The following is a 19043-nucleotide window of genomic DNA, read 5'->3' on the forward strand; positions in this document are numbered from 1 at the left end:
ATTAAATTTTTAACAACAGATTGTTTATGGACCCACTAAAAAGGCTTCTGGCTTATACCAATAAATATTGGAAAAAACTTCTTATATCAATTGTTGCAGCGTCATTGTACGGGATTGTTGCTGCCATGCCAACCTACATTGTTAAGCACACGGTTGACGATATTTTTATCAATCATTACCGCCATTTAATTCTGCCTTTCATGCTGCTTTTTTTGGCATTTTTTATTTGCAAAGGCATTTTTTCATACATAACTTCGTACTACATGCACTGGGTTGGCAACAAAGTAGTGATCGATATTCGGCACGATTTGTTTAACAAAGTGATCGACTTTCCGCTTTCTTTTTTTAAGCAGCATTCAACGGGCGAGTTGATGTCATATTTTTTAAATGATATTCAAATGGTTCAAAATGCTTCAGCCTCAGCAATCCGCAATGGCGTACGCAGCTTTTTTGAAGCGTTCTTTTTAATTAGTTTTGCTTTTGTACAAAACTGGAAACTCTCGTTGCTCATGATGGTTGTGGGGCCGCTGATCGGCATTACCATTCGCCGCATGGGCAGGGCAACCAAAATTGCTTCACGCGGCATTCAGCGCGAAATGGGCAATATTAGTTCAATGCTACAAGAGATGTTTGTGGGCATTAGAGAAATAAAAGCGTTTAACGCTGAACGTTTTGAAGTTTCGCGGTTGAGCAAACAGCTTGACCGTTGCTTTTCTTCAATCATGCAAAATGTGCATATCGAGTCGCTGTTGCCGGCGCTGATTGAATCAATTGCCATGATTGGTGGTGTCTTTGCTTTTTATGTGGCTACCAACCAAGTTTTAAATGGCAGCATTTCTGCTGGGCAGTTGGCATCGTTTGTGGTTGCTGTGTTGCTTTGCTACCAGCCGCTCAAGCGCGTGGTCAGTGTTTATTCTGAGGTTCAGTATGGCTTGGCGGCAGCTGAGCGGATTTTTAGTATGATGGACCAGGTGTATCCCGCGTTGCAAAATCGCGATATTGAGATAAAACACTTTGATACAGCAATTGAATTTTCAAACGTCAATTTTGAGTATCAGCCCGACAAACCCGTTTTTGAGAGTATTAATTTTTCTATTCGTCGCGGTGAATGTATTGGTATTGTTGGGCCTTCTGGTGCTGGTAAAAGTACGTTGTGCGATATGCTCTTGGGCTTTTTATTGCCAACAGGCGGGCGTATGACTATTGATGGTAACGATTTTGCGTCCGTTTCTTCAACCAGCTTGCGTAGCAAAATTGGCTATGTTGGTCAGCGCACTTTTTTGTTTAATGACACCGTGCGTAACAACATTGCCTACTCTTTGCCCAACGCTTCAGACGCTGCTATTGAGCAGGCCTGTAAAGCTGCCTACGCGCATGATTTTATTTTAGACTTTCCCAATGGCTATCAAACATTGGTTGGCGAAGACGGTACACTTGTTTCTGGCGGACAAAAGCAGCGGCTGACCATTGCGCGTGCCTTGCTTAAAGATCCAGAGATTTTAATTTTTGACGAAGCTACCTCATCGCTTGACCAAGAATCTGAAAAGATGATACAGCGAACAATTCAAGAATTACGCCACAAAAAAACCATGCTCATTGTTTCACACCGCATGTCGTTTCTTGAGCACGTAGATCGAATTTTAGTGGTCCAAAATGGCATTGTACAAGAAGTCAGTGATCGCAAGCAGGTAGCAGTGGCTGAAGCGCGATTATAAAATTTGATTTTAAAAGGGGCTCTTCGTTTTGAAGAGCCCTCTCTTTTCTAGCTCACTAAATAAAGTTCTTGAGCAATATTTTGCAAAACATCACATTGCTCGGCTTTATAGTCCATGAACGACCAATGTTTAAGATTAAACGCATGGTCCAAAATGGGCTTTTTGTCTGTAACAAACCCCCACGAGCTGTATGCGTGGAGCGCTACGTTGTTAGTAACGCGCGTGGCCAAGAAAATGCGCTTTGTTTTTGGTGCGATCTTAAAAATAGAGCTCATCAAAAGTTTGCCAAGCCCACGCTTTTGATGTGTTGTTTGGACCGCAAAGCTCATAACTTTAACTTCGCCGGCAGTATAATTTGCACGTGCCAAAAATGTTATGAAGCCAAGGGGCGTTCCCGTTTCTTGGTCGTTGACGGTCACCAAAAAGCAGGAATCGTTTGCAAACATTGCAACAACTTGCTCGCTTAATTGTGTCGGATCAAAAACAAAATGTCCCTCAAGAATTGATTCCATGGCTGTTTGTGCAGCTAGCCAATCAACGTTTGCTACGCCATTTTGAAACAGCGGCTCAAACGGCTTAAAGTAAGGCTCTGTGCCAACTACTTCCGGAAATGCTTTTAAAAAGTCCATTTCTACCGGCGTGTAGGCGCCGCGCGCCAGTGGCCACATTTCTTTCATGGCGTTGGCAAAGTCTGGTGACATAATAGTTGTTTTTGTCCATTGCACAACGACCGGTGTTCCAAGTTTATCTTTGGCTAGAAACTGGCCACCTTGTTTTTGCTTCATGTGATTATTCATGGTTTCCTTAGCTATGCTAAAAAACGTAGTTAATGAGCTGATAATAAAAAGCATGCATATTATTTTGTACATTTTTTTCTTTCAAAAAATAAAGAGATACCGATTGCTGATTGGTAAAATCAGCACGGTTCAAATAATTATAATGACCAACCAGGTTGGCTTTTTTTTGTAAAAAAATGAGAATTTTTGAAATCGCAGCAAGAGTTAAAAACTACCAAATTGTGATAGAAATTATAAGCAGTTTATTGCGATAAAAAGGGTGGCAATCATACAAATATCCTTAAAAAATAAGCCTCGCTTGTGCAGGGCTTTTAATTTCATATGTTTTAAGACTAGCACAGGATTTAGTTTGTGTCTCGAGAAATTCCGTGTTCTTTGATTTGATAAACGCTTTCAATGTCAATTTCTTTCAAAAAATCAGCATCGTGAGAAATGACAATCAATGCTCCTGGATAGGCTTTTAGAACCTCAATCACGTGTTGGCGGGTTTCAAGATCCAAACAGTTGGTAACTTCATCAAGGATTAGAAGTTTCGGGCTTTGTGCGGCAATTTGCGCTAGCGAAAGGCGTGTCTTCTCGCCGCCAGAAAGGTTTTTTACCAGCTTTTCTACCTCTTCATTTTTTCTGAACAAAAAATCATTTAAATGTTTACGGATTTCGTACGAAGTCCAAGTTGGCGCAACTTCTTTAATGATATCAAAAACAGATGCATTATCATTAAGGTTTTTGTTGTGCTGGTCCAAGTAGCCAATATCTTTGGTTGCCGGCAGTTGCCAGCTGCCTGCGCGCGTAGTGCTGGGGTTTTGCATAATTGCTTTTACCAACGTTGACTTTCCCGAAGCATTATCGCCAACAAGTGCAATGCGCTCAGTGCTCATAATTTGTAACATGATGTTTTCTAAAACGGGTTGTTGGTAGCCGCAGCTGCCCTCTCGAATGCTCACGATAGTTTGTTGGTGCACACTTGTTGCTGGCAAATTAAATTTTGGTTTAATAACGTCGGGCAATCGAAGGTCTTGCAATTCGGCTTCAATGTTGTGTTGTGTTTGACTAATGGCACTTTGTTTTTTGTTGGTGGTGCGTTCACCGCTTGCTTGCATGGCACGCAGCAGCGTTTTATCATTTTCATTTTTGTTGGCGCGCTTTGAGCTGGCAGCGCGCTGATATTCTTCTTGCAGTGCTTCTCGTGCTTTGCGCTGTTCTTTTTTTAATGACTCAAGCCGCGCAACTTTTTCTGTGTGCGCAGCTTTTTCCTGTGCACGGTACGCGTCGTAGTTACCAGAAAAGAACTCTACTGAGCCGTCGTGAACATGCCAAATCTGGTCAATGCAGGTGCGCAAAAGCTCAACATCGTGCGAGATAACAATAAGTGTGCCGCTGTAGTGCTGCAAAAGCCGCAACAAAGATTTGCGGTTGCTTGCGTCCAAATGGTTGGTTGGCTCGTCCAAACACAAAACCGAAGGGTTGCTGGCCAAAGCTTGTGTGAGCGCTTTATTCAAGCGCTGCCCGCCGCTCAGTTGCGTGCTCAGTTCAATAACTTGGGGCACAAAGCCAAAAACAACATCGTCAGGAATAATTACACGACCGTGTGAAGGTTCTTGTAGGCCTTGAATAACTTTGAGTAGGGTTGTTTTGCCGTTGCCGTTTTTACCAACAATGGCAATGCGGTTGCCCGCATGAATAGTTTTGTTCAGGTTTTCAAAGCAGACTTTTCCTGGAAATTCAACACTGACATCTTTGAGAATAATGGGTGCATGCGTCATGATATAACTCTTTTTATAAAAGGGCTAAAACCAACAAATAACAAATAGTTGGAGAGCTAATGCCCTTAAAGCAGGGCTGCTAAGAGTTAATTTTCATAAGTGCACCTACTCAGTATGCCCGCATTCTTTATTCGGGCAGGTGTGTGTTTCTTTACCATCTTTGCTGCGCGTTACCAACAAATAGGGCGCTTTACATTTTGGACATGGTTTTTCTACCACTTCGCCAAAAATTGAGAAGCGACATTTTGGATAGCCGGTACAGCCCCAAAAGCTCCCACCTTTCCAGCGGCGTTTTGCCAAGTTGCCGTTACATTGTGGACAGCGCATTTTGAGCTGTTCCTGATGAATGTACTTACATTCTGGGTAACCAGGGCAGGCAAGAAATGGTCCAAAGCGGCCAACTTTTTTAACTAAGTTTTTGCCACAGTTTGGACATTTGATGTCGATAATTTCTGCGTTTGCTTCTTCGGTGCTGATCTGCACGTTCCCTTGTTCATCGCGCATCACGTTGGCGGTAAACTTACATTCAGGGAATTTGGAACAACCCAAAAATTCACCTGATTTGCCAAAACGGATAACGAGTGGGTTTTGGCAGGTTGGGCACTTAAGATCTGTTTCAACGTTTCTGCGTGTTGCCTCAGCACCGCCAAACTCAACCAAATCCTTTTTGAACTTGCCATAAAACTCATGAAGTACTGTGTCGCGGTCAACTTCGCCCTGGGCAATTTTATCTAAATCTTCTTCCATTTTTGCCGTGAAGGTGATGTTGATAATGTCGGGCAGATTTTTGACTAACATTTCATTAACTGCTTTACCAAGTTCGGTGGGTAAGAATTTCTTCTTAGGATCTTTTTCTACGTAGCTACGCTTTTGAATTGTTGAAAGGGTAGCTGCATAGGTACTTGGTCGGCCAATGCCCCGCTTTTCAAGTTCTTTTACCAACGATGCTTCAGTATAGCGTGGTGGTGGCTGCGTAAAATGCTGTTTGTTGGTGGCATCTTTTAGGTCGAGTTTTTTGTTTTCTTCAATTTCTTTTGGAATATTGGTTGTCTTTTCTTCAGATCCTTCTTCTTCCTCAACCAAATAAACTTTTAAAAAGCCATCAAATATTAACGTTGAACCGGTTGCCTTGAACGTATACTTGCCGCTGTCGATGAGCACTTGGCGTTGGAAATATTCGGCAGGAGTCATTTGGCAGGCAACAAAGCGCTTCCAAATAAGTTCATACAATTTTGCTTGATGCGGCTTAAGGTAGCGTGCGGCCATTTCTGGCGTAATTTCAATACTAATTGGTCTGATGGCTTCGTGAGCGTCTTGTGCGCCTTTTTTGCCATAAAAATTGGCAGCCTTTGGCAAATATTTATCGCCAAACTCTTTCTTAATGTAGCCACGCACTGCCTTAAGTGCCGTGTCTGAAATACGCAGCGAGTCAGTACGCATGTACGTAATAAGCGCTTCTGGCGAATCACTTTTTGAAAGCGGCACACCTTCATACAATTGCTGGGCAACGGCCATGGTGCGGTCTACCGAAAAGCCAAGTTTATTGTAGGCATCTTGCTGCAAAGTACTGGTCATAAAGGGCGGCAGAGCGTTTTTTGAGCGTTGCTTGTCAGTAATTTTGGTGACAACAAAATCTTTTTCTTTTTTGATTTCTGCCAACACTTTGTCAGCGTCTTCTTTGTTTTTTATAGCGATGTTTTTGCCGCTAATTTTAAACAAATCTGCTGGAAGTTTGGCTTTGCTGATCTCAAAAATACCTTGCACCGACCACGATTCTTCAGGCTTAAAGTTAACAATTTCTTCGTCGCGCTGGCAAATGAGAAGTACGGCAACTGATTGTACGCGGCCGGCCGAAAGGCCTTTGGCAATCTTTTTCCAAAGAATTGGCGAAACTTCGTAGCCCACCCAGCGGTCAAGAATACGGCGGGCTTGCTGCGCGCTGACCTGGTTGAGGTCTACCGTTGTTTTGTCTTCAATAGCCTGTTTAATGGCAGGAGCGGTAATTTCGTTGAAGGTGATACGATGGATTTTTGCCTCATCGGCAAAGACCTTTTCAATTTCTTGGCCAATATGCCACGAAATAATTTCCCCTTCCCGGTCAGGGTCAGAGGCCAGATAGATTTCGCTTGATTTACGCGCTTGCTTACAAATGTCGGCAATAACGGTTGCCTTATCTTTGATTGGCACGTATTCGAGAGTTATTTTATTGGTTTTCTCATCAATAGTAATACCAAGCTTGCGAGTGGGCAAATCTTTAATATGTCCAAAAGTGGACATAATTTTAAAGTCACTGCCCAAAAACTTTGAAATAGTCTTTATTTTGGCAGGCGACTCTACGATGAGGAGTTTTGGTCCGTTTTCCATAACTGAAGTTCTCTTTTTGCCCATGCTAGTCCCCCCCGGTCATAGCTTGTTTTTAATACTACTCTTTGTAGAAAATTAACGATTGTATGCACCAACTTTTAACAATTGTTGTGTTTTTGTCAAAGTATTTATACCTTTACTGCATGATCTTTATATAGTTTAGACACAATATTTTCAAGGAGTCAATATAAATTAAATAGTTTCTCAATGATCGCGCTGCTGCTTCATAGTTGTTCTGTGCTACTTGGATATAAAGGGTCGATTGGGAGACTTTTAAGAGGTTAAGGGGGTAGGTGCGGACGTTAGGGCTATTTTTCGGGGGTGTTTATCTTTTTTTGCATTTTGCGTTAAAATTAACTACTATTTCAAAGCTGATTAAAAAAAATTAATTGAGTAAGTGGCAAAAAATTAAGAGGGCTGTATGTTTTTTGATGTGGTAAAGTCTCATTGGAAAGAATCTTTTGATTTTTTTAAATGGCAAAATCTGCGGCTGATGATGCTGGCTTCTTTAAATAATTTTAGGCGCGCCCTGGTAATTTTTGCCAAGGAGCTCTGGGGTTTTGTATTTTTGCTCTTTTGTTTTCAGGTTTTGGATATTAATGTCCTTCTTTTTCATATTCGCGACCAGTTGGGCATTATTAATTTTCTTGCTGTTAACTGCTTAAAAATAGCAACCGTGGTTGGCTTCTTTTTTTTTCTCTTGTCGGTTCGGCCGTCTGTTGAGCTTAAAGATCGTTCTTATTTCCTAAAATATCTGCCTCGGGTGTGGGGTGCTGCGCTGCTTGCTTTGGTAACGCCAGCTTATGCGCTGCCTTTTTTGGTTGTTAGTGTTCTTTTCTTTATAGATTTGCGTGATAATGCGCCATCGCTTTTGTTGGCAGTCAAAAACAGTTTCAAATTTTGTTTCCACTTTTTTCCATCAATTTTAGGCTTAACGCTTTTTTCGCTTATTCCGTTTTATATATTTTCAGTCAATATTAAAGAGCGTATTGCAACAACCTTGGTTCACATGCCAGCTGCTATTTATTTAGTGTTGCCAACGGTAACCTTTCTATTTGGCGTTATGTTTAAGGCGCTGCTTATCTCCCTGTGTGTTATGTACTATATTAAAGTTAAACATGCGCATCACCGCTTGTTTTTTAACAATTAACCTGGAACAAAACCATGTTTGTTATTCTTCGCTATTGGCAGCAGGCGCTTGCCTTGTGTGTTCCATCGCGTTTTTTTTCGCTTGTCCAAATAACAGCAAAAAAATACCTTCAAGCATTGGTTCGTTTTATTGTTTTTTTTAAGGTTCTTTTTGTTGGCCTGCTCGTCGCTTGGTATTTTTGCCCACAAGAAGTTTTTATGATTCAAGAGTTAGTGGCACAAGAGCCTGAAAAACTTTTAGCCCAGAGTTCGGTTGTTTGGTGGATTTTTCTTTTTTCAGTTGCTGAGTTTATGATTCACGCTGGTCTTTTGTTGTTTATTCGGCGCAAGGCAGATGAAGTTTCGACCAAAGAATATGTGCGTTCTTTTATGCTCCGTTATGTTCAATGTGCACTCATGTTGTCAATAATCATGCTTTTTGTTGTTTCTTTTTTTGCCATGCTGGGCGTCACTGCCTTGCCGCAGATTCACTGGAGTTTGGTGCTATTTGTGCGCACTCTTGAGCTGATTATTATGTTCTTTTGGTTAGATTCGTTTTTTACTGTCAAAGACTTTTTTATAGCCATTGAAAAAGGGGTAAACTTTGTTTTGTATAATGTCCCTGTTCTTGTGGTAGTTCTAATACTTGGCTTTATGAGCCAGTTTTTACTTAAGATTGCCGTGTGCGGCGTGCCTGGTGCGTATGCTGATATTTTTAGTTTTTTAAGCGGTAGGCTTGAGCTGGTAATGCCGATAGTGTCTGGCCAGGAGCTAGCGCCTTGGCGTGTACTTCTTTTTAAATATCTAAAATGTGCTCTCGATTTTTTCTGGATTTGCTTTATCTGGGTAGTTTACGATCGAAGAAAAACAATTACCTACTCTAAGAGTTTTTTCTCATGAGATTATGTCATGAACAGGTTGTGCCTTTGGATTAAGACAGCACTATTTTACAGCGTTGGCTTTCTTATTTCTCTTTTCTTTTCTTTGCTGATGTTGCCGTTTACGTTTTTACCCGAAAAAACACGGCGTGATAATCGTTTTTATTTTTGGCTTGGTAAAATCTGGTCAGTTGGTCTGATCAAGCTTTCTTTTATTCGTTATCGCATAAAAAATCTTGAAAATCTTCCAACGTATCCACATGAGCCAGCCATCATTTTAATTAATCATTCATCAGCGCTGGACATTCCCCTGGTTGAAGTTTTGTTGCAGGGCTATCCACATATTTGGTTGAGCAAGCAGGAGTACAACAAAATTCCACTGCTGGGTATTTTGTTGCGTCGCATGCATTTGTTAATTGATCGCAATGATCCGTCAAAGCAACTTAAATTGATTAAGCAAGCCTGTGCATTGGCAAAAGAAAACGCACGTCATCTGGTTTTATTTCCTGAAGGAACGCGCCACGAAGATGGTCAAATTCACGATTTTTTTGAAGGCTTTGCAACCTTTGCGCAGCATCTTAAACGTCCGGTAATTCCCGTTGTTGTTGCCGGATTAAACAAAATCTGCCCCAAGCATAGTTTAATGATTGATTCTTCTAAATGTCTGGTTAAAATTAGTGTAGGCAAACCTATGTATGCTGATGGTAAAACGAGACAGGAATTTGTTAATGAAGTACGGGGGTGGTTTGTAAGGGAAATGGCTAAGTTTAACGCGTAAGCTTACAAACCTTTCAGGTGGTGTCATGTTTTTAAAATTTGCATATCCAGAGCTCTTTTTTATTTTTATACCAATTTTATTATTAGCGTTAGCGTATCGCTTGGTGCTCTATCGAGCCCCGCGTTACATGTTTCCTTTGGCAGCAACGCTGGGCGCAAGTGGTGTTTTAAAAAGCACGCGCTATAAACACATTCTTATGGGCCTACGCCTTTTGGCACTGTCTGGTCTGCTGCTCATGATTGCACGGCCGCAGTGGATTGACGAGCAGTCGTTTATTAATGTCAAAGGCGTTGATATTGTTTTGGCAATAGACGTTTCGGGCAGTATGCAGCTTTTTGACGATATGCACGACCGTCGCTCGCGCATTCAGGTGGCCAAACAAGAAGCTATCAATTTTATTGAAAAACGAACTAACGATCCCATCAGTGTGGTTATTTTTGCACGTGATGCGCTTTCGCGCTCGCCGCTAACGCTGGACAAGAAATTTTTAAAAGATATTGTTGGCAGCCTTGAGCTGGGCGTTATCGACCCCAACGGTACCTTTTTAGGTACGGGTTTGGCAACAGCGGTAAGTCGATTAAAAAACTCTGCAGCCAAAAGTAAAATTGTTATCTTGCTAACCGACGGCGCACCAACGGTGCCAGAAAAAGTTGATCCAGAAACAGCCATAGAGTTGGCAAAGCAATTTGATGTGAAAGTTTATACCATTGGTATTGGCAACCAGCAGGGTGGGTTTATTGAGCATCCATTTTTTGGCATTCAGCGCGCAGGGGCCGACTTGAATGTTGCGTTGCTGCAAAAAATTGCGCAAGAAACCAAAGGACGTTTTTTTGTTGCCAACAACCCGCGCGACATGCGTACCATTTACGATACCATTGATCAGCTTGAACGCACTGAGCATAAAACCGATATGTTCCACAACTATTACGAAGCCTTTTTGAGCTTCATTTGGGCAGTACTCTTGTTGTTTGGTATAGAATTATTGTTGCGATTTTTTGTATGGCGTGGTGTATAATGACAGATCTATTTGGCATTCACTGGGCAGGGGCCGACAAGTTACTGTACGCGCCCGTTTTTGTGCTCTTCATTTTTCTGGTGATTCGAAATTATGTACGCATTCGTCGCAGTGCCAATGTGCTGGTGCACTCTGCCAATCGCAAAACAGTTTTTGCAAACTATTCTGGTCGCAAGCAGCTGATAAAAACACTGAGCTTGTGTACCGCGCTGGTGCTGCTCTTTTTGGCGTTGCTGCAGCCGCAGTGGGGCAAGAAAGAGCATACGGTAGTGCAAGAAGGCCGCGACTTACTTATGGTTTTGGACGTTTCGCGCAGTATGTTGGCACAAGACTTTAAGCCAAGCCGTCTTGAATTTGCCAAACTCAAAGTACGCAATTTGCTTGCTAAGCTTAACTTTGAGCGTGTTGGTCTCATTCTTTTTTCTGGTTCTGCGTTTATGCAGTGTCCGCTTACTATTGATCATGCGGCGTTTTTAATGTTTTTGGATCACGTTGATGCCGAAGTCATTTCGTCAGGCACCACCGCTATTGACGTAGCACTGCAAAAAGCAATGGAAGTTTACGCAAAGTCGACTGGGCGCAAAAATAAAAACGTGCTCTTGGTAACTGATGGTGAAGATTTTTCAACTAACCTTGCTGGTGTTAAAAGCAAAGCACTTGAACAAAATATTAGAGTTTTTGCGTTGGGTGTTGGTTCTACCGAGGGTGCTCCAATTCCAATTATCGATGCGCATGGCAATCAAGTTGGTCATGAAAAAGATGAAAAAGGCGGCATTGCGCTTTCTGCACTCAATGAAAAGCTCTTGCAACAAATTTGTATGCAGTTACATGGTTCGTACGTTAAAGCAAGTTATGATGATAGTGATATCGACGGTATTGCGCGCCAAATTCAGCAGCTTGAAAAAGAAAAATTTATGGATCAAAAAATATCACAGTACGAAGATCAGTACCCATGGCTGCTAGCAGGCGCTTGGCTGCTATTTTTACTTGAATGGCTTATTTGAGGAGATGGCAATGGTTACCAAATATGCGCTTTTATGTATCATTTTTTTAACGCCAAATCTCATGGTTGGTGGTCTTTTTACCGACTATGCAAAGCAAACGCCCGAAGAAACTATTGCAGCACTTGAAAAAAAACAGATCGATGCCCCGCACGATCCGTACGTCAACTACAATTTGGGCGTTGCGCAGTACAAAGCGGGCAACTACGCTCAAGCCAAGCAGAATTTTGGACGTGTGTTTAGCAATAAAAAAATAGATGAAGATTTTCGTGTTCGTGCCGGTTTTAACGCTGGTAACAGCGGTTACCGCGGTGCACTAGAAAGTCTTGGCAGCGGCTGGGAGCAACGAGAGTTGGATGACAAGCTGCTTGAACATGCGATCGCGCAAACAAAAGCTGCTATTCGTTCGTACGACGATGTTATTAAGCTTGATGATGAGCATGAGCCAGCAAAGCACAACAAAAAGTTGGCCGAAGAGCTGCTCAAAAAATTAGAAGAAAAAAAGAAGCAACAAGAGCAAGATAAGCAAGACAAAAAAGACGACAAAGAAGATAAGAAAGACGATAAAAAAGACCAACAAGATAAACAAGATAAAGATAAAAACAACAAAAACGATCAACAGGATAAGCAAGACAAGCAGGATAAAAAAGATCAGAAAAAAGACGAGCAGGGTAAGCAAGACAAAGATAAGTCTGATCAGCAAGACAATAAAGATAAGCAAGATCAGGGCGATCAGGACGAAGGCGATAAAGATAAAAGCGACCAACAAGGCTATCGGGACGAAGATAAAAAAGACCAGCAAGACGCCGACAAATCTGACGAGCAAAAAGAGCAAGAGCAAAAAGAGCGCGAGCAGCAAGAAAAAGAACAGCAAGAAAAAGAAGCTCAGGCAAATGCCGACCAACAAAAAGAGCAAGAAGCACAGCAAGCAGCTGCTCAAGCAGCTCAAGCAGGGGAAGAAGACAAAGAAGATGAAGGCATGCAAAAGCGCGGCGTGCGAGCATTACTTGAAAATTTAGATGAAGATGAATCAAAGAAACAAAAGGGTTTTATTGTGCAGCAAGTTAAAGGTGGTAAGGCATCTGAACGGCAAGGACAAAAACCATGGTAAAAGAAAAAAAAGCCCGGAGTACAATAGTGAATCAGTTAAAAAAAGTACATAAATATGGCGTGCTGCTGGTGTTGCTTTTCTCAGCGCAGTTTGTGCACGCAACAACTATTAAGTTAGAAGCGCCCGATTTGCCGGTAGTAAACAACATGCCAACGGTCAATGTTGGTGAATCGTTTAGATTGCAGGTTTTAGTTTCGCATGATCGGCGCGATGCTGAAGATGTTCATGTGCGAGGTCTTGGCAACTTGGCGGTACAGGGCACCAGTCAAATGACCAACGTTTCAGTAGTCAACAATCAAATGGTTGCCCAAAAAACGTATGAGTACGATGTAGTTGCCGACAAAAAAGGGGTGATTACTGTTGGGCCTGCTGTGACGCATGAGCACAAAAAAGAAATACTTTCTAATACGCTTACTATCAACGTTGTTGATTTGCCTGTTGCGCAGCGCCAAAAAGGGCCTGACGCGCACAGTGCTGAAAAGCCAAATGTCTATTCTCAACTTGAGGTTTCAAAAAAAGAAATAGTTGTTGGCGAACCACTTGAGGTTACGCTCAAAATTTTTATGCAGGGACCAATTATAGAAATTGGGGCAACACCGCCAACGTTTAAAGGTTTTTTTGTTAAAGAGCTTGATAAAGATTATCTTCGCGGCAAAGGTTCGCTTGGCAATCAAGAGTACGATGTATTGCGTAGGCGTTATGTGTTGGTACCCATGGACAAAGGGGTTAAGCATATAGAGCCGGTACAAGTTGCTTACACCTTTTCTGAGCAAAATAAAGGGCGCCAGCCTCGCAACTCAATGTTTGCGGAGCGCTTTTTTGATGATTTCTTTTCTCGTTCTCGCGTAACGCAGCAGCGCATACGCTCTGAAGAACTCGAGATTAATGTCACTGATTTGCCGCCAACAACTAAACGAGTTGATGGTGTGGGCGTGTTTACTGAGTTTCGTGCAACATTGGACAAAGAACAGGCTGCACTTAATGAGCCAGTTGTACTCAAAATTGAGTTAGTTGGTAAAGGCAATGTTGAACAAATTGCCGACATGCGTCTTAGCTTGCCAGCTGGCGTTAAATCATACAAATCAAAAACTGCCGTGCATGACGATGTAACACCAGCGGCCTACAACGGCAGTCGCAAAACGTTTGAATATATTGTACAAGTTCCCTTCGCTGGTCCTGTTACTATTCCAGCGCAGCACTTTGTTTATTTTGATACGCAAAGCCGTACGTACAAAACAATGAGCACGCAGCCGGTTTCAGTTACCATTGCACCAGGCCCCGACGGTGCAGCCAGCGCACCAACAACACAGCCACAGCAAGAACGCGGTAAGCAGAGCGAAAAGAAGGCTGATGCCACGTCCTATGATATTCATTATATTGAAGAAGATGCGCCCATTGGGAATCATGACCGAGCGGCGTTGCCGTGGTGGGCCTTTTTATTGCTGCTGCTTATTCTTGCATTGTTGCTTAAAAGTTCTTTTTTTGCGGCACCTTTTGCACGTTTATTTCGTGCGCTCTTTGGTGTTCGGCTTAAGCGCAACGCGTTGGCAAAGTTTGAAAAAGAGTTAGATAGTTTAGTAAAAAAGAGACGGGCAGTTGATTTGCATCGTTTCTTTGTAGACTTTTTAGCTGCAAAATATGAGTGCGATGTGCATGCGATCAACGAAGAGTGGATTGCACGTCAGCTGGGCCAAGATGAATGGAATAAAGGTAAAATTGACGAGTTTTTACATTATTTAAGTGAATGTGCAAGTTTATATTTTGCTGCCAAAAAAGGCGTGGCTGATGCCGCAAAGCTTTTGAAAAATGCAAAATATTGGTTTCTCATTCTGCATAAGTGAGGGATTGGGCGATGAGATTTACGCAATTGTGGTTAATGAGTTGTGTGGCGATTATGCTTGTTGGTGGGCATGCTCTGGGCGGTACGCCGCATTATCATGAGCAATTTTTGCAAGCTAACGAGCAGTATAAAAATAAAAATTTTGATGCTGCGTTTAAGCTGTATGAACAAATTCCCAACAAAAGTGCAGCGGTGCTGTATAACATGGGCAACTGCTCGTATAAAATGGGCAATTTGGGGCAGGCCTTGCTGCTCTGGCGCCGGGCCGAAAAAGATTGGGGCATCTTTAACCGCGAAGAGCTAATCAGTAATATAAACCTGGTAAAAAACCAGTTGGGCAAGCGCATGCCCGAAAAAGATGAAGAATCGCCCGGTCTTGTCCGTGTTAAAGCAGTGGTGGCCAGCCTAAAAAATCCTCTGACTTCGCTGGTCCGTTCATTGTCGCTTTTGTGGCTCCAGTTGTTCTTTTTGCTTATATGGGTTATGCTTTTTGTATACGCACGGTACTTTTATCGCCTACGGCTGCGTCCGGTGGTGGTTGCCTTGTACTTGCTGCTGGCAGGTGCTGGTGGTGCTTTGGCCCTAAAATACAGCATGAATTGGTATACGTACGGTATGGTTATTGTTTCAAAAGCGGAGCTTTTGTCTGGACCAGACCAAAGTTATCGAGTGCTTGGGCAGCTGTATGAAGGTCAAGAAGGGCTGATAGAAAAGCAGACACAAGACTTTTATAAAGTGAAAGTAGGCAAAAAAATAGGCTGGGTACGTAAAGAGTTATTCGAAAAAATTTAGCGTGATAGCCATGGGGGGCTTATGAATAAAATAATGATCATCATTCAACGTTTTCTTTTGTTAGGGCTGATTGTAGTTTTGGCCGGTTGTGGCAAGCACGAAGCTTCTGGTGGGGCTCTTGGCGCCGTTTCTGGCGCTGTAGTTGGTAATGCTGTTTCTGGGGGACGCAGCAAGGGCGTTGGTACTCTTGTTGGCGCCGCTCTTGGTAATATGCTGGGCCGCGAAGTGGGTAAATCAGCCGACAAGCAAGAAGAAGATGACAAGCTTGAGCGTCGCATAGTTATTCAGGAACAGCGTTTGCAAGAAGCACGGCTTACCCGCATGCGTCTTGAAAACGAGCGTTTACGATGCCAAGTAAAAAACTGGTGTGCTAACTGCTGCATCAGAGTTACCTTGTGCGATGCACAGCGTTGTCCAGATTGTGGTGATCGCCTGGTCCGTGAAAAGTGCTGTAAGCGGTGTGCTGGCACGTTTGAGGCCCATTCGCGTTATCGCTATTGCCCGTACTGCCCGGACCGCGTGATATTGAGTTACCGGTAAATTACTCGTTCGTCCTTTTACCCTTCGACAAGCTCAGGGCGAACGGACGAAACATAGGGTATTTGGTAGTAGTGTAGAGCGTATTTGTTTAGAATTTTTTGTTTTTCGTCGTAGCCCGTTCGCCCTGAGCTTGTCGAAGGGTAGGGCGTAGACGAGCGTCTCGAAGCGTAATATTTTTAAGCGTAAAACAAATTTCAAAAAGGCCCTGAACAAGGGCCTTTTTTTGTTGCTATCGCTTCTCTCTTTACTTTTTTTATTATTTTATATTAGAATATAATTACAATCATGAAATATTGAATTATTCAATATGAAAAGTGTAATTATTTTAGAAATTATAGAAAAAGGAGATCGTTATGAAACGTATTCTTGTTGCCAGACTCGCATTGTACGTAGGAATTTTGGGCCTTGGCCTTTTCCTTGCAAGCTGCACCAAAGAAGAAAAAACTCTAGCTGGTGTTGCTATTGGCGCTGGTAGTGGAGCTTTGATTGGCGGAGCTGCTGGTGGCGGTACTGGAGCTGCTATTGGTGCTGTTTCTGGCGGTGTGCTTGGCGGTGTTATTGGCAATGCCCAAGGCGATGACAAACCAAAAGCTAATAAAAAATAACAGACAATAACGTATAAATTTTTCTTCCCACAAATGAAAGAGGCTCTGGCAAGCTGGTAGAACTTGCTGGAGCTTCTTTTTTCGTTTAAAATGAATGTCTTCCCTCGATATATTTTTTCGCTTTGCTCAAAAACACTCGGGATGAGCGGGCGATCTAGTTCGCTCACCCCGAGTGCCCGTAGGGCGTATCGAGGGGCGGGATGAGCGAAGAGATAGCTAGACTAAAAGTAATAATAAAAAGATTTTGAGTATCCATTATGAATAATGTGCTGACCATTAACAATCTCCATGCTGCCGTAGAAGATAAAACCATCTTAAACGGTATCCAGCTTGCTATTAAGCCAGGCCAGGTTCATGCAATTATGGGCCCCAACGGCTCGGGCAAAAGTTCTTTGGCCTTCACGCTCATGGGCCACCCGCGCTATGCCGTTAAAGCAGGCTCAATAACGTTGGCAGGCAACGAGCTTAACGATTTGTCGCCCGACAAGCGCGCCAAGCAGGGAATGTTTTTGGCCATGCAACATCCGTATGAAATTGACGGCGTTGTGTATAAAGATTTTTTGCGTCAAGCGTACAATGCCTTGTACGATGGTACTGAAAAGCAACTGCGCATTCGCGACTTTCATGCGCTTTTGTTGAGCAAAGTGGCGTTGTTAAAAATGGATCCAGCTTTTATTGACCGTTTCATAAATGTTGGTTTTTCTGGCGGTGAAAAGAAACGAGCAGAAATTTTGCAGTTGGCCGTCTTGCAGCCAAAGATTGCCATTCTTGACGAGATTGATTCCGGTTTGGATATCGACGCATTAAAAGTTGTTTGTGAGGGGCTGCGCGCCGTTAAGCACGACAACCCCGACATGGCTATTTTAATGATCACGCATTATCAGCGTATTTTGCAGTATCTAACGCCCGATGTGGTGCATGTGTTGCGCAATGGCCAAATTGTTAAGTCTGGCGATGCAACGTTGGCAGACCAACTTGAAGCGCACGGTTATGATGAGTGATCAGTTTGATCATCGTCGCTGCTACTAAAGAGCGAGTGTTTGTGAAGATTTAATTGAGTTCGCAACTCTTGTGCCAATTCGTTCGGACTTCCGGCGATACTTGGGCTGCCTGGCTCAACCAATGAGTCTAATCTTCGCGATCTTGTTCCCAAGAAACTCAACCGTTGTGTTCTTAAGCTGCGTGGCTCTTGTGTGGTTGGTGGGAGTGGAGTATCATCTTCGTCTGAATCACTATCAGAATCGGAATCATCAAAATCGCCATCAAATATAGTGAGCAGTGTTCCCTCTGATTTGCTTTTGCTCAGCTTTGGTGATGATGCTTGTTTTGGCGACGATTCTTCCGTTATTTTTGTTCGTTGTAGACCAAAAAGTTTTGCACAGTCATTTAACAAGCGTTGATTACTTGTTTTGGTATTTTGAAGCGTTTCAAGGTACGAGTCGCTTGCATGAGCACTATTGACGTGGTGTTGTAAAAAATAAATGAAAAGATGTCCAAGTAAAAGTTGTGCTTGGCCGCTGCATATGTTATTGATAAGGACCTCTAAGCTGTCCGGTGTAACTTTATCTTTAAATACATCGATAAGAACTTTTCGCAGGTGACTTGTAACATAAAACCGTCTGAAAAAATATTTTGTTGCGCTTTGAGAAGCTTGGATAGTATTTAAGTTTCTTATTAAAACATACTCAGGTGCTTCTTGATTGAGCAGGCCAGCAATAAGGCTTTTTATTGGTTTTAAGCTAGGTTCTACTAAGTTTTTAAAATTTTCTAGACCGCGGGGGCTTGATTTTATATCACCTTCTCTTCGTGGGCTGTTTTTTCCCGCTGCAAATTTGCCAGCAAGGTCCATTTTATTGTTCGAGCTAAATAAAATAAGTTGTAGATATTCATAGGTCTTTTCTAAAATGTTTTCAGGCGTTATTTCACTCAGAAGAGCTTCTTTGCGTGGTGATATGCGCGGGGTTCGAGGTGTTGATGTTGACGATGACGATGCGCCATGAATGGGTTCAAGATGAGAAAAAATAAACAGAAATAATAGTACTTTTTTTTTCAGCATAATAAAATCCTCGGCAAAGCAAAAATTATAAAGATTCCCCAACCAGTTTTCTAGATCTTAGCAGGGGCGCTTCTTTATTTGCAATATTTGGCGATGATTTTGAAAAAAACTCAGCCAGCTTGAATGCCTAAGATACTTTGTATGCTTTCAATAATGGCCGTACAGGTTGTTTCAATAGCCGTGCAGGCATCGTTGGGCGTTGTTGGCTCAAGCGTGTTTAATTGCAGTGCGTGTGTGTGAACAAGGTTGACCAAGGCTTCTTGTTGCCATTTTTCAAGAACCAAGAGCACTTTAAGGTTTTCGTGCGCCATCATAATGTTTCCTAACTCTTCAAAGACTTCCAAAGCTTGCAGTTTTACCTGTGCGGCGTTTTCTTGTGAAGTGGCAACTAGCTCTGGCGTATTGTGTCTAGGTTCTTCAATATGAGTAATCGCCTGGTTAAAAAGCAAGTTAACTTCAGCTGTTTTTTCTTGTGTTGTGTGAACAATATCGTCAAGAAAGTTTTGGACAAGCGCAAAGATGGTGATGCATGCATCTTCTGGAGACATTTTTTCCAGTTGTTCTGTTGGCACAAGCTCGGTGCCTGCGGCTGAGTAAATGTGCTGGGTACAAAAAAGGGCACCCAGCAAAGCCCATACTAAAGTTATTTTTTGCATTGGT

The 19043-nt window shown here is 42.6% G+C and carries 17 protein-coding genes; 12 read left to right on the forward strand and 5 right to left on the reverse strand.

Features of this window, described 5'->3' with window-relative positions; all coding sequences use genetic code 11:
* Positions 1-26: 26 nt before the first annotated feature.
* On the forward strand, positions 27-1715 hold the full coding sequence (locus K2W90_00360) for an ABC transporter ATP-binding protein/permease (protein ID MBY0352798.1): 1689 nt from the start codon (positions 27-29) through the stop codon (positions 1713-1715).
* A 47-nt stretch (positions 1716-1762) separates the two neighbouring features.
* On the opposite strand, the gene K2W90_00365 is transcribed toward K2W90_00360, so the two are convergent.
* The 3 genes from K2W90_00365 to topA form a co-directional block, all read right to left on the reverse strand.
* Positions 1763-2512: a GNAT family N-acetyltransferase gene (locus K2W90_00365; protein ID MBY0352799.1), complete on the reverse strand. Its 750-nt coding sequence runs from the start codon at positions 2510-2512 to the stop codon at positions 1763-1765.
* Positions 2513-2856: 344 nt separating this feature from the next.
* A complete protein-coding gene (locus K2W90_00370; protein ID MBY0352800.1) occupies positions 2857-4275 on the reverse strand; it encodes an ATP-binding cassette domain-containing protein in 1419 nt (472 codons plus the stop codon).
* 105 nt (positions 4276-4380) lie between these two features.
* Positions 4381-6663 (reverse strand): type I DNA topoisomerase, encoded by a 2283-nt coding sequence (gene topA / locus K2W90_00375; GenBank protein ID MBY0352801.1) that lies wholly within the window; start codon positions 6661-6663, stop codon positions 4381-4383.
* A 397-nt stretch (positions 6664-7060) separates the two neighbouring features.
* Here topA and K2W90_00380 point away from each other — a divergent pair, with 397 nt between their 5' ends.
* From K2W90_00380 to sufC, 11 genes are all read left to right on the forward strand, one after another.
* Positions 7061-7789 carry a hypothetical protein gene (locus K2W90_00380; GenBank protein ID MBY0352802.1) on the forward strand — a complete coding sequence of 243 codons (729 nt, stop codon included), beginning with the start codon at positions 7061-7063 and terminating at the stop codon, positions 7787-7789.
* Between the two features lie 14 nt (positions 7790-7803).
* A complete protein-coding gene (locus K2W90_00385; protein ID MBY0352803.1) occupies positions 7804-8667 on the forward strand; it encodes a hypothetical protein in 864 nt (287 codons plus the stop codon).
* A 9-nt stretch (positions 8668-8676) separates the two neighbouring features.
* A complete protein-coding gene (locus tag K2W90_00390; GenBank protein ID MBY0352804.1) occupies positions 8677-9423 on the forward strand; it encodes a 1-acyl-sn-glycerol-3-phosphate acyltransferase in 747 nt (248 codons plus the stop codon).
* A 25-nt stretch (positions 9424-9448) separates the two neighbouring features.
* On the forward strand, positions 9449-10438 hold the full coding sequence (locus K2W90_00395; protein MBY0352805.1) for a VWA domain-containing protein: 990 nt from the start codon (positions 9449-9451) through the stop codon (positions 10436-10438).
* Positions 10438-11442 carry a VWA domain-containing protein gene (locus K2W90_00400; GenBank protein ID MBY0352806.1) on the forward strand — a complete coding sequence of 335 codons (1005 nt, stop codon included), beginning with the start codon at positions 10438-10440 and terminating at the stop codon, positions 11440-11442. Before K2W90_00395 ends, K2W90_00400 begins: the two co-directional genes overlap by 1 nt.
* Positions 11443-11452: 10 nt before the next feature.
* Complete coding sequence (locus tag K2W90_00405) at positions 11453-12550, forward strand: hypothetical protein (GenBank protein MBY0352807.1); 1098 nt, start codon at positions 11453-11455, stop codon at positions 12548-12550.
* A complete protein-coding gene (locus K2W90_00410) occupies positions 12544-14391 on the forward strand; it encodes a BatD family protein (protein MBY0352808.1) in 1848 nt (615 codons plus the stop codon). Before K2W90_00405 ends, K2W90_00410 begins: the two co-directional genes overlap by 7 nt.
* Positions 14392-14402: 11 nt before the next feature.
* A complete protein-coding gene (locus K2W90_00415; protein MBY0352809.1) occupies positions 14403-15182 on the forward strand; it encodes an SH3 domain-containing protein in 780 nt (259 codons plus the stop codon).
* A gap of 21 nt (positions 15183-15203) precedes the next feature.
* On the forward strand, positions 15204-15722 hold the full coding sequence (locus tag K2W90_00420; GenBank protein MBY0352810.1) for a glycine zipper 2TM domain-containing protein: 519 nt from the start codon (positions 15204-15206) through the stop codon (positions 15720-15722).
* Between the two features lie 353 nt (positions 15723-16075).
* On the forward strand, positions 16076-16327 hold the full coding sequence (locus K2W90_00425) for a hypothetical protein (GenBank protein MBY0352811.1): 252 nt from the start codon (positions 16076-16078) through the stop codon (positions 16325-16327).
* A 257-nt stretch (positions 16328-16584) separates the two neighbouring features.
* The gene (gene sufC / locus K2W90_00430; protein MBY0352812.1) at positions 16585-17328 is read left to right on the forward strand and encodes a Fe-S cluster assembly ATPase SufC; all 744 of its coding nucleotides are present in this window, start codon (positions 16585-16587) and stop codon (positions 17326-17328) included.
* Here the strand turns inward: sufC and K2W90_00435 are convergent.
* Complete coding sequence (locus tag K2W90_00435; GenBank protein ID MBY0352813.1) at positions 17316-18383, reverse strand: hypothetical protein; 1068 nt, start codon at positions 18381-18383, stop codon at positions 17316-17318. The genes sufC and K2W90_00435 overlap by 13 nt on opposite strands.
* A 110-nt stretch (positions 18384-18493) precedes the next feature.
* A complete protein-coding gene (locus K2W90_00440) occupies positions 18494-19039 on the reverse strand; it encodes a hypothetical protein (GenBank protein MBY0352814.1) in 546 nt (181 codons plus the stop codon).
* Between the last annotated feature and the right edge of the window lie 4 nt (positions 19040-19043).

Source organism: Candidatus Babeliales bacterium, from assembly GCA_019749895.1.
Lineage (GTDB): Bacteria > Babelota > Babeliae > Babelales > RVW-14 > AaIE-18.